Source organism: Pyrodictium delaneyi, from assembly GCF_001412615.1.
GTDB classification, from domain to species: domain Archaea; phylum Thermoproteota; class Thermoprotei_A; order Sulfolobales; family Pyrodictiaceae; genus Pyrodictium; species Pyrodictium delaneyi.
Window position 1 is genome coordinate 230,747 of sequence record NZ_CP013011.1, and the last position, 14,599, is coordinate 245,345.

General features: G+C 55.9%; 14 protein-coding genes. 8 read left to right on the forward strand and 6 right to left on the reverse strand.

From position 1 onward, the window contains the following. The first annotated feature begins 61 nt into the window (after positions 1 to 61). The 7 genes from Pyrde_RS01255 (at position 62) to rnz (ending at position 5,702) form a co-directional block, all read left to right on the forward strand. The gene (locus tag Pyrde_RS01255; protein ID WP_143522192.1) at positions 62 to 433 is read left to right on the forward strand and encodes a hypothetical protein; all 372 of its coding nucleotides are present in this window, start codon (positions 62 to 64) and stop codon (positions 431 to 433) included. A 379-nt stretch (positions 434 to 812) separates the two neighbouring features. Further along, entirely contained in the window at positions 813 to 1,124 is a 312-nt protein-coding gene (locus Pyrde_RS01260; protein ID WP_055407524.1) for a hypothetical protein, read from the forward strand. A gap of 159 nt (positions 1,125 to 1,283) precedes the next feature. After that, positions 1,284 to 2,135, forward strand: a complete 852-nt coding sequence (locus Pyrde_RS01265) for a class I SAM-dependent methyltransferase (protein WP_055407525.1) — start codon at positions 1,284 to 1,286, stop codon at positions 2,133 to 2,135. A 191-nt stretch (positions 2,136 to 2,326) separates the two neighbouring features. Continuing rightward, the gene (locus Pyrde_RS01270; RefSeq protein ID WP_180385501.1) at positions 2,327 to 3,667 is read left to right on the forward strand and encodes an MATE family efflux transporter; all 1,341 of its coding nucleotides are present in this window, start codon (positions 2,327 to 2,329) and stop codon (positions 3,665 to 3,667) included. Between the two features lie 90 nt (positions 3,668 to 3,757). Continuing rightward, on the forward strand, positions 3,758 to 4,408 hold the full coding sequence (locus Pyrde_RS01275; RefSeq protein ID WP_055407529.1) for a hypothetical protein: 651 nt from the start codon (positions 3,758 to 3,760) through the stop codon (positions 4,406 to 4,408). A 7-nt stretch (positions 4,409 to 4,415) separates the two neighbouring features. Next, positions 4,416 to 4,688, forward strand: coding sequence for an Sso10a family chromatin protein (locus tag Pyrde_RS01280; RefSeq protein ID WP_055407531.1), 273 nt, complete (start codon positions 4,416 to 4,418; stop codon positions 4,686 to 4,688). A gap of 48 nt (positions 4,689 to 4,736) precedes the next feature. Further along, a complete protein-coding gene (gene rnz, locus Pyrde_RS01285; RefSeq protein ID WP_082419384.1) occupies positions 4,737 to 5,702 on the forward strand; it encodes a ribonuclease Z in 966 nt (321 codons plus the stop codon). 5 nt (positions 5,703 to 5,707) lie between these two features. Here rnz and Pyrde_RS01290 read toward each other — a convergent pair whose 3' ends face one another. Further along, positions 5,708 to 6,250: a hypothetical protein gene (locus Pyrde_RS01290; protein ID WP_055407534.1), complete on the reverse strand. Its 543-nt coding sequence runs from the start codon at positions 6,248 to 6,250 to the stop codon at positions 5,708 to 5,710. Between the two features lie 130 nt (positions 6,251 to 6,380). On the opposite strand from Pyrde_RS01290, the gene Pyrde_RS01295 reads away from it, so the two are divergent. Further along, the gene (locus Pyrde_RS01295; protein ID WP_143522193.1) at positions 6,381 to 6,854 is read left to right on the forward strand and encodes a hypothetical protein; all 474 of its coding nucleotides are present in this window, start codon (positions 6,381 to 6,383) and stop codon (positions 6,852 to 6,854) included. Between the two features lie 252 nt (positions 6,855 to 7,106). Here the strand turns inward: Pyrde_RS01295 and Pyrde_RS01300 are convergent, their stop codons facing one another. The 5 genes from Pyrde_RS01300 to Pyrde_RS01320 all read right to left on the reverse strand — a co-directional run bounded on the left by Pyrde_RS01300 (position 7,107) and on the right by Pyrde_RS01320 (position 14,520). Continuing rightward, entirely contained in the window at positions 7,107 to 8,312 is a 1,206-nt protein-coding gene (locus tag Pyrde_RS01300) for a mandelate racemase/muconate lactonizing enzyme family protein (protein WP_055407538.1), read from the reverse strand. 76 nt (positions 8,313 to 8,388) lie between these two features. After that, a complete protein-coding gene (locus tag Pyrde_RS01305; protein WP_231656767.1) occupies positions 8,389 to 10,032 on the reverse strand; it encodes an amino acid permease in 1,644 nt (547 codons plus the stop codon). Positions 10,033 to 10,161: 129 nt separating this feature from the next. Further along, positions 10,162 to 11,235 carry an N-acetyltransferase DgcN family protein gene (locus Pyrde_RS01310; protein WP_231656815.1) on the reverse strand — a complete coding sequence of 358 codons (1,074 nt, stop codon included), beginning with the start codon at positions 11,233 to 11,235 and terminating at the stop codon, positions 10,162 to 10,164. 292 nt (positions 11,236 to 11,527) lie between these two features. Beyond that, positions 11,528 to 13,000 carry a hypothetical protein gene (locus tag Pyrde_RS10555; RefSeq protein WP_143522194.1) on the reverse strand — a complete coding sequence of 491 codons (1,473 nt, stop codon included), beginning with the start codon at positions 12,998 to 13,000 and terminating at the stop codon, positions 11,528 to 11,530. Then, a complete protein-coding gene (locus Pyrde_RS01320; RefSeq protein ID WP_082419385.1) occupies positions 12,982 to 14,520 on the reverse strand; it encodes an FG-GAP-like repeat-containing protein in 1,539 nt (512 codons plus the stop codon). The genes Pyrde_RS10555 and Pyrde_RS01320 overlap by 19 nt, the downstream gene beginning before the upstream one ends. Positions 14,521 to 14,599 lie beyond the last annotated feature (79 nt).

The window sequence follows — 14,599 nt, forward strand, 5'->3', positions numbered from 1 at the left end:
GGGGAGGTATCAATTCCCCCAGGCTCGCATAGAAGCCGGTCCGGGAGGGCTCGAATAGGCCATGCCGCGCGCAGGATCAAACGTTCTACGAATTACGAGCCTCGTATCTTCCATGTCGGGCATACTTTTGCTGAGCCTCTCCTACCTCTCAGCAATCACTGGACTTTGCCTCCGTAGCCCATCACTAGCCCAGGTACCTCCCCTAAGCCTCCTAGGAGGTTACGGGCTCTGCAGCTACCTCCACGTGGAGCTCCTCCCTCTAGCCCTCGTGTCAGTCGGCGTGCTACACGCTATAGCCTCAGTGGAGCTACTAACGGCGAGGTTCGCGAGTGCTCCAAGGGGCTACCGGCTGCTAGTAGAGCTATTCCGTCTAACAACATGGCTCCTAGCAGGACATCTGCTAGCCCTAACAGTCGTAGCGTACACTCTGTAACACCGAAGTTGCCACACTCACTGGCGGGCGCCAGTAAAACCTTAGTTGGAACCCTCCCCTTGTCTGCCTCCTCTATGAGCCGGAGCATGGCCTGCGAGAAGCTCTTTCTGCTCTCCTTGTACGCTCCAGAGCCTCACGAGCCCCGGCATCGTTTATGGCAGCGCCATGGTGTATTCCGCTATAGGTGGGCAGTATGGCCCAGCTATAGGTTTAAGCCATAGACTATGGAGTAGGATGCGTGCCTCGGGGTCAGGCGGCTAATCCCCACGTCACCCCCGGAAGGGTCGTGGGCCTGGAACACATCATCCCCCGGAGGCTACTCCGGAGAGAAGGAATCCCTAGAGATCTATCTCACGGCTCTTGGGGAGGTGCTCACGTCATGGAGATGGATAGGAGTGAGGCGGTGGCAGAGCTAGCGACAGAGGCATGGAGCTACGTTAGTGAGGCTTGCCGTAGCCCCCGGCTACGTAGTATATGCGAACGGTTGGAAGACGTGCTGGCAGCGGCTCTCGACGAGGCGAGGGAGATAGAGCTAGCGCCCTACATACCCCGGCCCCCGGTGGCCGTCGAAGCAGCTGCACGTGAGCTAGAGCAGGCAGCACGGGAAGCCGAGGAGATGGGGCTCCGTGAGGAAGCGTCGCTGTTCTGGGAGGCAGCTCGCCGGCTAGCGATGCTAGCCCGTATAGTCTAGAGACGGTGATTCTAGATTGATCCTCTCTAGACCCAGATCGCATAATTAATAAATGTTACATGGATTGCCGAGAGTTTACTTCCCCATGATCCGAAGAACGAGATAATATAATTACACCCTCCGAGGCCTCGGACTAACGACTACCTATGGGACTAAGAGATGGAGTATAACAAGACGTCGGAGGAACTTGAGAAGCTCTATAGTCTCGGGATATGGCCTGAGGACCCTTACACTGACGTAGGTATGCAGCGCTTTCGGCAGGCATTGGGCCACATGGCCCGGCTGGTAGAGCACGAATATGTGCAGCGGCTGCTGCAGAGCCGGAAGAGTGTCAGGATACTAGATCTCTGTGCTGGCACTGGGGTTGGCGGGGTAGCGCTGGCTAAGACGCTCATGGACCAGGGCTATAGCGTCGAACTACACCTCGCCGATCTCAGGAAGAGCGCTCTGGAGACCGGCAAGAGGTTCAGCCGAGACATACTAGGCGTAGAGGCCAGGGTACACGTGGTCGACGCTCGTGAGGCGTACCGGCTCCAAGGGGGCTTCGACATAGTCCTGGTCTACGGGTGGTCAGCGCCCCACTTCAGCCCCTGGGACATGGCGCGGGTCCTCGCCTCAGCGGCGGAGATAACCAGCGACGACGGGGTGATAGCTCTCGAGGAGATTGATCGGAGGCTAACAGTGTTCCTATCCAAGGGCTACCGGTATGTGCTCCCGGCGGCAGTCGGAGAAGACCGAGTCGTCCTCGACGTGCACGCGGGCTACGACCCGGCTACCGGGATGATCAAGAGGGTCACCGTGGATCTTCTCAGCGGGAGAAGCGTGGCCAACGGGTTCTACTACTGGAGCATAGCCGAGCTAGCTACACTTGTATGGCTCCTCTTCCGCGACGTAGACTTGCTCGAGCTCCAAGGCCTCAGAAGGGTCTTCATACTCGGCCAGGGGCCCCGGAGAGCCCTAAGAGCCCAAGACCTAGCACAGCCGAGGCTCCTAGTTCGCCGGCCCTCCTAGGCCCAAGGAGCAAGTATCGCTGCAGAAGAACCTGTTTCCGTTGGCTCTGCTGGATCCGTGTTGTCCACCCAGTTCTCCGTCGGGTCTTCTGCAGGGCGGGTGTCGTAGCACTCCCTGGGAGAGGCTCTATAGACCCCTCTACCAGGCCTTCTCGGCCTCGCATGGGCTGTAGAGGAGCGCCAGCTGACGGGTTGCCTGGTGGTAGAGTAGTGGGGCTCGCCGAGGTTCGGAGGATACTCCGCGAAGCATGGCCGTTGATGCTCGCTGAGGGCGTCTCTAGTATCGTCTCGCTGATAGACTTAGCCTTCGTCTCTCGGCTCGGCGTCACCGCGCTCGCTGGGGTGGGCGTGGGGAGCTACGCCGGCTGGTTCCTCAATGTCCCCCTAGCGGCCTTCTACATTGGTGTACTAGTACTCGCGAGCCAGGCGCTCGGTGCCGGACGAAGAGACTTGGCCGATAGGATAGTGGGCGAAAGCTTCTCCGCGGCGATGCTGGCGGCTCTGCCCCTGGCGGCAACCGGTATAGCGGCTGCCTACGAACTGGGCTTGTGGCTATCCAGTGGCGACGCTGGAGTCGCAGAGGCTGCTGCGGCTTATCTCCGGGCGCGGCTGCTAGGCCATAGCTTCTTCGCTGCAATGCTTGTCCTTGATGCGGCCTACCGGGCGGCGGGAGCTAATCGCGGCATTCTCTACGGTGCAGCCGCCACGGCCATCGTGAACACGGTTCTAGACCCCATCCTGATATACCTCGCTGGGCTCGGCGTCAGCGGCGCAGGCCTTGCTACGGCTGCCAGCTATGCTGCTGGAACCCTCGTGCTCGCGGTTCGTGCCCGGGGTCAGGCAGGCTACGGCTCCATAGTCGGTGTCCCCAGAGGGCTAGCTGTCCGGGTCTTCCGGGTAGGCGCGCCCGCTATGGCGGAGAGGCTGCTGTTCGCCGGAGGTAACCTGGTCTATCTTGCAGCGGTGGCGCGCTGCGGCGAGGCGGCTCTAGCAGCACACACGATAGGCATACGGATAGAATCGCTAGCATTCCTACCTGCCTTCGCCCTCTCGACCTATGCGAGCGGTGAGGTAGGCCGCCTAGTCGGTGCTGGGGCGCTCGAGGATGCCCAGAGAAGAGGCTGGAGCATAGCGGGTGCAAGTGCAGCATTCATGACGTTCATGGCCCTGGTTCTGGCCGGTGTCTCTGTCCCGGCCTCGCTACTCCTAGCACCTAGCGGGGATGTAGCAAAGCTCGTAGTAGCATACCTGCTGCTCGCTGCCGTCTCGGAGCCGGCTCTAGGCGCGGTCATGAGTATAGGGGGCGCGATAAGGGGTGCAGGGAATACTCTCGTCCCGACACTAGTTAACCTCATAGGCCTATACCTCGTACGCGTAGCTCCGGCCTACATTCTTGTCGGCCGTGTGGCATCTGGTATCACATGTCCCCTCGTGGCCTGGCTGATAATGGACATCGATGTGGCTGTCCGCGCAGCGGCGTTCGCCATTATCTATCGCCGGTATTTTAGCCGTCTAGCCCGCCGTCTAGTCTAGGTCCTCACCAGGCTACGCGCCACAGTAATTTCCCGAGACGGTCGCGGGCTCTATACAAGGGCCCAGAGACGTCTGAGGTGTACTGGAGCCGTGCTACCCTACGGCGAAGTGCCAGCACTGCTACTAGCTGCAGCAATTATCGAGACCATTGGCGGTATAACCGGGGTTCTCCTCTTTGATAAGCTGTGTAGGGCGTCAAGACTGGTTGGCGAGAGGAGCCTCTGCATAACGGGGCTCGCGTTTCTCGCTTACTCTGCTGGACTCGTCCTTGAGGCGCTTGGGAACATCTACACGTATGGTGCCGGTGCAGTAGCCCCTTCCTGGAGCCGGCGCCCCGAGACGGTCTCTCTTCTTGCGCTCAACCGGGGTACACTCCTCGCAGCACCACTCTACATAGTCGCCTACACACTATCTGCTGTAGCCCTTTACTACACCCATGTACCCATAGAAGACGGGCGTAGAAACCGCGTATACGCTGTTACGCCCCTAGTACTCCAGATGTATGTTGACTACAACCTAGTAGCTCTCGTGGTCCTCTCAGCAGCGGTACTCCTCGCAACCAGGAGGTACGGCGGGGTCAAAGGCCCTGGTATAGTCTTCTACTTGCTCGCAGCCGCCAGTCACGCCACGGCGGTTGCCCTGGCACTTATCCTCAACCCGATACTGATACCAGTCTCCATGATCCTAAGGGCAGTGGCTCTTCTCGGGTTCGCTGCGTTAACGATGCTCGCGGGGAAGTGATGCAGGGATGACACGGAGGAAGTACCGCAGTCAAGCCGGCATAATACTCGACATACTAGAGGTACTGGCACGAGAAGGCCCACAGCCAGCGACAAGGCTGATGTATACTGCTAATCTGCCCTATAACAGGCTCCGAGAGACACTTCTGAGGCTAGTAGATGAAGGGTTGGTAGAGGAGACCGAGGACCGCCACTACCGGATAACAGAGAAGGGGCGTGAAGCGCTCCGTGTGCTCCGTGACGCCCGCCGCGTCCTAGAGACCCTTGGCTACAAGTTTTAGCCCGAACTTCTTGCAGCTAATTTCTCTGACCCGGCTTAGCCAGGGAGCGTGGATACCGAACAGGTACGATTCATTGCTGCGAGCCTTCTGGAGGCGTCCACAGCCTTGGAGCTTGGCATAGTGTTCCTGGGGACAAGCGCTGCAGTACCTACTCGGCGCCGGGGGCTTCCCGGAATAGCGCTGGTGTACCGCGGGAGCATAGTAGTGATGGACTGTGGCGAGGGTACCCAGGCGGCGCTGACCCGGGCGGGTCTCAGCCCCCTGAAGGTGGAGGCGGTCCTAGTCACGCACCTCCATGGCGACCACGTGTTTGGGCTTCCCGGGCTCACCCAGTCCATGGCCATGCTGGGGCGTCGCCGGCCCCTACTTGTAGCGGGGCCGCCTGGGGTCTACGGGTTCCTCCGTGAAGCCTACCGGTACACCCGGTGGCTCCCTCCGTTCCCCATATACGTGGTCGAGCTAGAGCCCGGCGAGGAGCTGGCCCTACCCAGTGGACTCCACGTGAAGGCCTTCTCCGTGGACCACACAGTGCCGGCCCTGGGCTACCGGGTGGAAGAGCCGCGGCGCAAGCCCCGGGTAGACCTGGAGAAGGCACGGCGCCTCGGCCTAGAGCCGGGGCCTCTCCTGGGGAGGCTTCAGCGCGGCGAGCCGGTCGAGGTCGGCGGCCGGGTGATACGCCCCGAGGACGTGCTCCGGGAGCAGCCACGCGCGGTGATAGTCTACACTGGGGATACTCGGCCATCGGAGACCGTGGTGGAGGCAGCCCAGGGCGCCACCGTATTGATACACGACTCCACCTTCGCCAGCGACATGGAGGAAGAGGCCCACGAGCAGGGCCATAGCACCGCACTCGACGCTGCCAGGATAGCACGCAGGGCGGGAGTGGGGCTCTTGGTGCTCTTCCACATAAGCGCCCGCTACGAGACACCGGATCCGCTGCTCCGCGAAGCCCGCCGGCTCTACTCACGCGTAGTGGTGGCCGAGGACTTGGCAAAGCTGCCGATAAGAGTGTAGAAGAGCTACTCCTGCCCGGGAGGTACTACCACTACTTCGAGGGTGTCGCCCTCTATCCGGTCGGGGTATACCCGGTAGGCGTCGCGGGGCGCGTGGCGGAGCCCATCCTTGCTGGTAAGCGGCACGGCTTTGCCGCCTACAGCCTCTATCATCCCCATTATGACGCCTATTATTGGGGCAGCGTGTAGCACGTTGCCCCGCAGGTGCTCGAGCCCAGTAAAGACTAGCCGTATCCGGCCCTCCTCCTGCTTAATGTGGGCACGGGCCTTGTAGCTAGCACCTGCTATAAGGGCTGTTACCCGTTCTAGCCTCTGGAATAGTGGTACAGGGCTAGTCTCGTTGGGACAGCACATCTTGCGGACTTCAGAGTATATCCTATTAGCAGTTGCAGCGAATATCCTGGCGAGGAGCACGAACCCGGCACTACCTCCAATAGCGTTCTCGAGCACATCGGGCACAGAGTAGAATGTGAGGTCGGTCACAAATCTCATACAGATAGTTAGGCTCTCGATGGCCTGGCTGCACTGGTCTACGGGCTTCGCGCCCACTGCCGGGACACCAGCCTGAAGGAGTTACAAGATAGAGGCATAAAGACTCTAATGTACTGCATTGTTGTTCGTAGAGAAGCGTAATAATAGTACCAACGGTCTCCTGGGCCCTAACGAGGGGCGCCGAGAGATGCCTCTACCAAGCCGCGAAGAGCTACTAGAGGAGGCTAGAAGGCTTCTAGACCGAGCCCTCCTAAGGCTCCATGGTCTGCCCGAAGAAGAGGCAGTCAGAGAGGCCTTGAAGGACGCGGCGGAAGCTTACGCAGACCTCCTACTTGGCTACCTAGAGGATATCAGGAAGCTCTACCGAGATGGCCTAGGCGAGGAACCAAGTGAAGAAGAGCTAGCCCAGTACCTTGACCGGATGAGAAGGCTGCATAGAACAGGTCTCGACTGCCTAATACACCCCGCTGTGCTAGACGGCTACCTTGCACAGCTAGCTAGGGAGAAGACGCGGAGACACATACTCGTAAAGTGCCCCGGCTGGGATAACCGGTATCTCCTCCTCGAAGGAAGCAGCACCGAGGACATAGTATACGCGCTACTGGCGGCCGAGAACCCCGTAGAAATATACCGGGAGATGCTCAAGAGGCAGAAACAGTAACACACATTCATCATCTAGCGTTGCCGGGAAGCTGTACCAAGAGAGAACCTAGAGGCCCACATACAAGGGGGACCGTCAGTAGAAGGTAACATTGAAACCCTCCCACTTAGCCCACTCTAGCTCCGGAGCCCCGTGGGCCGTAGCCGCCGACGTGGCGCCTGGGATGGGCCCACGGCCTCTGGGGGCGCCCGCAAATACCCCTCCATCTTCTGATGCCGCTCCAGCACTACGTCTACTAGAGTATGATGCCAGCTATAGTGGGGACAGCGCTTCTTTTCTCGGCTCTGGGCCTAGCCCTGGCTCCCGTGGATGCTGGAGGATTACGCCTCCCGGTTCTGGCCGATAGACTGGCGGGTTCTCGACCGGATCCTCCTCTAGGAATAGCGCCGCGTCTAGGTCCACGTACCTTGTAACCGGGCTCGTCAATGCTGGATGCAGTGCCTGCGCTATGCCCAGCCCCGTCTCCACCATGCAGCCCCACATAGCCTCGAGCCCGTGGGCCTCAAGCATCGCGGCGGCTCGCGCCGCCCTAAGCGGGCCCCCTATCTTCGCTATCTTGATGTTCACGACGTCCACCGCGCCCATGGCCGCCACCCTGGCTATCTCCTCGGGGCTCCGTGCCGTCTCGTCAGCTGCTACCGGGGCCTCGACAGCACTCCTCACGGCCGCCAGGTCCTCGATCCTAGCTGCCGGGACCGGCTGCTCTACCAGCTCCAGGGCTGTGCCGAGGCTCCGCTCAAGCCGGCGTATCACCCATATTGCCTGCTTCCTCGTCCAAGCCTGGTTAGCGTCCACCCTTATCCTCGCCCTACCCCGAGCAGCCTCGTAGACGGTCTCCGCCAGGAGCACGTCGTCCTCAACGCTCCCAGTCCCAAGCTTCACCTTGAGCACGCGGAAGCCCTGCACACCGGGAAGCGGGAAACCAGGATCCTCTGGGGGCTCGCGGCGGAGCCCGACGAGGTACTCGACAGCCTCTATGAAGGCGTCCCGGCGGGGCCCACTACCCCTACGGAGTTCCTCTAGAGCCTCTTGGTCAGGTATCGAGACAGTATAGTCGGTCTCGAGGCTATTGTACACCCTGCCGCCGAGGAGCGTGTAGAGCGGCGTGTCGAGTACACGGGCAGAAGCGTCAAGCACGGCAGCCTCCAGCGCGGCACGGGCCGAGCTGAAGCCCGGTGCACCCGTGTGTACACGGCGGAGCGCCTCGCCCAGTTCGCCCGGAAGATCTAGCCCCTCAAGCCTCCTCGCCACAGTCTCTACGTAGGCCTTCACTGCCGCCGTATTCTCCCAGGTAACCCTAGGAGCAGGCGCTGCCTCACCCCAGCCCCTCGTACCGTCGCTTAGCTTAAGCTCCACCACGATGCTCTCCATCGTGGCTGACGCCGCGTAAGCTATGCGGAAGACGCCCCGTAGTCTCGCCTGAAGCTTGTAGACCCGAACCCGCTCTATCCGCGGCAAGGCCTAGGCCCCGCTAGCCGCCAAAAGCAGCTATGGGCTGCTATGGATTTCAGCTTTACCACAACCTCCTGCTAGTCTACTGGCTTGGAGTACCCTTGTCCTCCTTAGACGTGTAGAGATAGTGCCACCTCCTACTGTGCTCTAGCCATCGCTTCTCCTCGCCAGGCCTAGCGAAGTGTATGTGAAGGGGGTGCTGGGGTGTAAGGCCCGCCTCTTCGCGTATACGTCTAGCCTCTTCCTCAGCCTCTCTACGCGTCCGGGGAGTCCTCGATGTGACTACAAGCACATCTACGTCGTGCGCTCGGTGGAGTTCGCCACGCGCTACGCTCCCAACCAAGTATACCTTGGCGTCGTGAAACCTCCTAACAATGACTGCTACTATGCGTGGTACCCAGGTGGCCCAGTTCCTGATGTTCTCCTCTCTTAGGTGTAGCTTGTAGTCGATGTACTCTGCTATCTCCCTACCAGTCAGCACCCGGTAGACGTATTCTACAGTAAAGGAGCCTGCAAGTAGTAGGATGAACACGGTCACTTGGCGAGGGTCTAGAGTAGCTGTACGGTAGATGAGAAGCGCTAACGCCATAACGGTGGCCAGCGCCCCGGCGCCTGCCACTAGTGGGTTAACCCTCGCCTCTCTACGAAGCCGGAGGGCTGCAACATTGACGGCTGTGAATATCAGGAGGAAGCCTGCACTACCAGCCGTAGATATAGCCTCAAGACTTGCAGCCTCGGCGAGGACGAGCGAGAGTAGACTAATTATAGCTAGGCCCTCAGGCGCTTGTCGCCATATCCTCCGCCCCACGCTGGCAGGCAACTGGCCATACTTGGCAACCATGTAGCTTATCCTAGCAGTACCATAGAGCGTCGCGTTTATTGCAGAACTGGTAGAGGCTAGGGCGGCAGCGACAACAATGCCGAAGCCTAGCTCTCCTAGAGCAGGCTTAGCGGCTTCCGCGAGCGCGTAGTCACGTGCCCGCATAACCTCCTCGGGAGAGAGTGTACCTGCAGCAACAAGAGCTACCATGACGTATATAGCTGTCACGACCAGTACAGCGGCGAAGAACGCTCTAGGCAGGACACGTGGATCCTCGACATCAGCGGCAGCGTTAGCTATGAGTTCGAACCCCTCGTACGCTAAGAATATTATCATACCGCCTGCTACTATGTTGACTAAGCTGGGCCACTGGGAGGGGCTAAACCTACCCCATTCTACAAACCCGAGTCCAGCGCCGGCAACTACGACTAGTATAGCAAGCTTGAAGAATACGAGAGCATCTTCAACTCTTCCAGTTACTACAGCGCCGAGCGCGTTCAGAAACGTGAATATAGCTATAGCGAGGGCGATAAACACGTGCCTAAGGAGGACAGCTTCGCCAAACAGGCTTGCCGCGTAACTCCCAAAGGCGTACGCGTAGAGCGCAATCATCACTATGTAGCTCGTAAGCAACATAATATTGAGCCCGCCGGCAAGAATGCCGCGGCCAAAAGCCCTCACAATATACTCTATCGTCCCGCCTTCGCTCGGATAGCGGATGGAAAGCTTCGCGTAAGAATACGACGTAGCCAGAGCCACTAAGCCTGCGAGGAGAAACGCTACGGGTGCAGCAGTACCAGCAAGCTGGAGACTAAGCCCCAGAACGGCGAAAATACCGCCACCTATCATTCCGCCAACTCCTATGCTGAATGCCTCTATGAAGCCTATCTTCCTCCTGTCTGGCACGAATGGATGCCTCCTTTGTTGCCTCTAATTTTGTACCTCAAAATTGTTTTCTTTCATTATTATTTAGCTGCTTATTGATTTTAGGCTAGAATTGAAAATTTCTATTCACGTGTTGTATAACACACTAAGTTATTCACCGATAATTCTATCTACTATAGCTTTCACACCAGTCCTTAAAGGATCCAATGCGGGCACCATATAAGTCTCACTATATTCTCTTTCGATTCTCTTAGCCTCGTTTATCGTATACATGCTAGTATTCAGCGTTATCCCCGCCAGCACCGCGTTAGGGTAGGGGTTCAGCGCTGTCAAGTAGGTTAGCTCTTCGCCGGGCTCTGGGTTACGTAGGGGCTTCCATGCGTGGCTGAATGCTGCCCGCCAGCGGCGGCCAGGCACATGCGCCACGACTATGTGTGTGGGAGAGGCGCCACGCAGTATGCCCAGAGACACGTGGCCGTAAGCTTCATGAGTTATCGCCGCCTGGCCCTCGACCACAGCCACCTCGCAGCCCTGCTCGTAGGCCTCGACTATCACCTGCTCGAGCGCTCCGGCTACGAAGTCGCTCGGCACAGCGTCCACGACTAAGCCACGTGCGCCGAGGAGCAACATCGTCTGCCCAGTGCCGATCATACAAGCTTTTACGCTGCGGCGCTCGAGTTCTTTGTAGATAGTATAGGTGGCGATATTCTTCCCCGCTTCACAGTCTGTCCCGGCTATAAGGACGCGCTTCATCCTGGTGCCGAGTACACGTCCATCCCAGACGCGGAAGTAACGGGGATCAGGCTTACGTACATCGACTATCCTGGCACCACCCTTCTCGGCGGCAGCCCGTAGCTCGGGGTCATCGGATAGGAAGGTGTGGAGCCCGCTGTAGACGTCGAGACCCATCTCAAGCGCGTCGCGGATGTCCCGCTTCCACTCCTCTGGCAGCCGGCCACCTACCGGAGCAGCTCCAAGAATCAAGGCCTCAGCGCCTTTCTCGACCGCCTCCCTAAGCCCCTGCACTATGGGGATGCCCTTCCGGCCCAGGCCAATGAATTCGCCAGCATCACGACCGGCGTTAAACGGATCTATAACTGCGACGAGGTCCCATAGGAGCCCGCCGTCAAATATTACGAGATCGTGCCCTGTCTTACCTTCCTCCCGGCCATAGGCTCCAGGAGCATATATAGCTGCCCTTCTCCGGCCCTCATGGTACACCATAGGCACAGCTACCACACCCTACATAGCCTGGCTATAGAAGACTAGCTCGGAGACCCCCTAAGCCTGAGTCTCCTTGACCACCGCCTGGAATATTTGAACTCAGCGACCCCGGTGCACGTGCACACTAGCAGGTAGGAGGAGGGCTAACCTACCAGTACGATACGAAGCATACAGTCAACTACACTCGAGACTTGACTGAATGGTTGCAGGAAATAACAACTATGAGGCCGGACCGATGACAAGCCAATAGAGTACAAAAACTATAGCGATTATTAAATTAATTATGGCTACATTAACGGCGTCTTACACCAGCCATAGCTACTGCTGCTAGTCCTAATACGCTGCCAACAATTATCATCAACCTCCATGGCTCGATGCCGCTGGTATTCTCGGCTGCACTACCTCCGATACTAAGGAGTAGACGCGTAACATTATGCGGGTCCTTGAGATTCTCGAACACGCTATGGGGAATAGGTATTAGTCCAAGCTCTCTAGCCTTTTCATAAGCACCTAAGGCTGATGGATTATCAACAACAAAGTGGCAGTTGAGGCACATCAGGTACCGTATGGCTGTATTGTTAACCATATAGCTTGCATCACCCATACGGTCAGCATAAATCATGACAAGATAACTAGTGTACCCTGCAGCAGTATTGTTAACCTCATTGACCGGGACATAGTAGGTACTAGAGTTCCCTGCATCATAGAACCATGTAAGCCGGCCACTCAGCAGCAGTGTTTCAACGCCTGGCTTAGCATAAGCACCCCGAGGCGCATAGACAAACATCCAGGATGCAGTCCCATTCCAACGTGAAATATGGACAACTGGGTGGCATCGACACCCTATAGAAGCATGTACGCTATTGTTCACATAATTCAATATGTCAGGCGTAGTAGTGCCGTGGCATGATAAAGTGCTATCAACGCCGCTTGCTCCAGAACAAGTCTGCCAAGAGTATTTGGAGTCGCGGATAGCATGGGGTAGTGTGCCGCTAAAGGTCGGGTCGCTATGACAGTCAAGGCAGTTATCTGGATGAATGAGTGGATAATTCTGCTGGATATAAGGTGCGGATAGCCCATCATAGTGATTCATATGGCAATACATACATAGGAGATATTCTCTGCCTGTTGGAACACCTTCTACATTATCTATATCAAAAGGATCCACAAATGCTATAGTATAGACACCTCTTGCCGCTACAAAGCTAGATGAAAAATCGTAGTGCGTATCAAGGGTAATCGACTTTGACGAGTTCTGGTCGACCTCAATATCGAACTTTTCAAACGACACTGGATATAGTATATTCAGGGCTTCTTTGGCTCCATCGACACGCGTGCTAACTATGTTATGGCAGCCGCCACTACGCCAAGAATCGTAGGAGCAGCCAGCAAATCCTGTGTAACCCGTAACTGATGTATAGTAGTAGCCTCCTCCCCATCCAGTATGGCCTACATGGAGTGTTGCGTGGCATGTACATCCTATGTCTCTATGTGCTGTGGCACGCAGCGCCTCTATGGGTCCACTATTTATTTGATAGTGGCACTCTATGCAGCGGAATTCAGTGAATACGAAGTCGCCAGTTTCGCGCGAGGTAGTCTTATATTCTAGTCCGCCATGGCAGATGTGGCAGCCATACGGCCCGTGGTCAGCAGTAGGTGTATAGGCATGTGCAGTATCGCTGATAATTTTAGCAGCCACCAACACGCTAAATGCTATAAGTATGAGCGCGAATAGTCTGTTGAAGCTTATCCTGCATCTAAACATGATACCACCTGGAAACTCGTCACGATTATTTCTAAAGCGTTGTCACCATCAACATCAGCTATACTGAGTGAGGGCATGGTAGCCTTGGCGTCATAATCCGTAGAAGTAAAAGGCGCATATTGTGCTACTGTATATTTATCCATTACATCATATATTGTTATACTCGAACCTGTCTCTACATCAATTACATAGAGGCGGTAGACGGTAGTTAAAGTATAGTACGGCGTTATCAACACTACTTCGTAAGACGTGTCGTTATTTATGTCGGCAACAGATATTGTTGCGGCGTGAGATGTAAGAACTAGTGATTGCGCTGGCCAATAAGTATCGTACTGGTACTGCCATGATATCGAGAGGGAGCCATTACTGTAATCAAGTCTGTAAAGGTACCCGTCTATAGATGCTATGAATATTTCGGCCATCCCGTCGTTGTCTACGTCAGCTGCTGCGATGGATGGCTGAGCATGCCATGCAAATGAACCAATATCGATAAATGTGATGATACTACCCTGGCGGGGATCTACAACTATGATACTGCCATTATATCCTACTCTTGATATTGTTGTTGTATCAATAAGCTCTATGCCAGCACTCACTATAATTTCGCGATAATTATCGCCATTAATGTCTGCAGATACAGGTGAATGTGTTATGAATAGACCCTTAAAGCCATTTCTCCACAAGTCGATGCTCTTAATTAGCTGGCCAGTTGCACCATCTATTACAAATATATATCCCCATAGATTTGTTACAGCTATGTCAAGAGTACCGTCGTTGTTAATGTCGTCAAGAAGTACTGGCGAGGCAGCAGATTGAAGACCACGACCAAAGGGTGTTTTCCAGAGAACTTCTCCGCTGACTGAGTTAATCCTATATGTGGCATTAGCAGTAGATACAACTATATCGATAACTCCGTCTCTATCGATGTCGTACACTAGTGGTGAGGATGCAATATTGATTCCCACACGTTGCTCCCACTCAATCGTACCGCTTGCGAGATCCACACATCTTAGATAACCATCGCGGCACCCAATAATGGCTTCCAGAACATTGTCTCCGTCAACGTCTGCTAACGCTGGTGTTGAGTATAACGAAGCATTAACCGTTATGATTAACTTATATATTGTTGTAAAGTTATTTGTGTCGAGACCAGGTACATCAGATCCATAAAGTACTATGACTCTGCCTCCCGCGTCTACTGCAACAACCTCGGTAAAGCCATCATTGTCGACATCTGCTATTAAGGGATTCATGTTGAACCCCATTTGGCCTTCACGTGCTGGCATTATAAAGCTCCATACACGGTAAATTGTGTTGGAAAAATTACCAACTATAACATTACGAGGTATGAAGCTTGTATGGTATGGATCGTAGCCTAACTGGGTCCACCAGCCTGGAACAGACAACTGAGCCATAGATTTGCTAGTTTGAATGAGAGCAACTATCAGGATAATAACTAATAATGCGGCTACCGCTATGCTTACCCTTCGGACAGTAGGGGTTAACGGCTTAGAGGGCATAAATGTGCACCCTTTTAACCGAGATATTGGTCTTTTAAAACGTCCCAGTAATGGAGGAGCAATGTACTTGAGTGTTTTA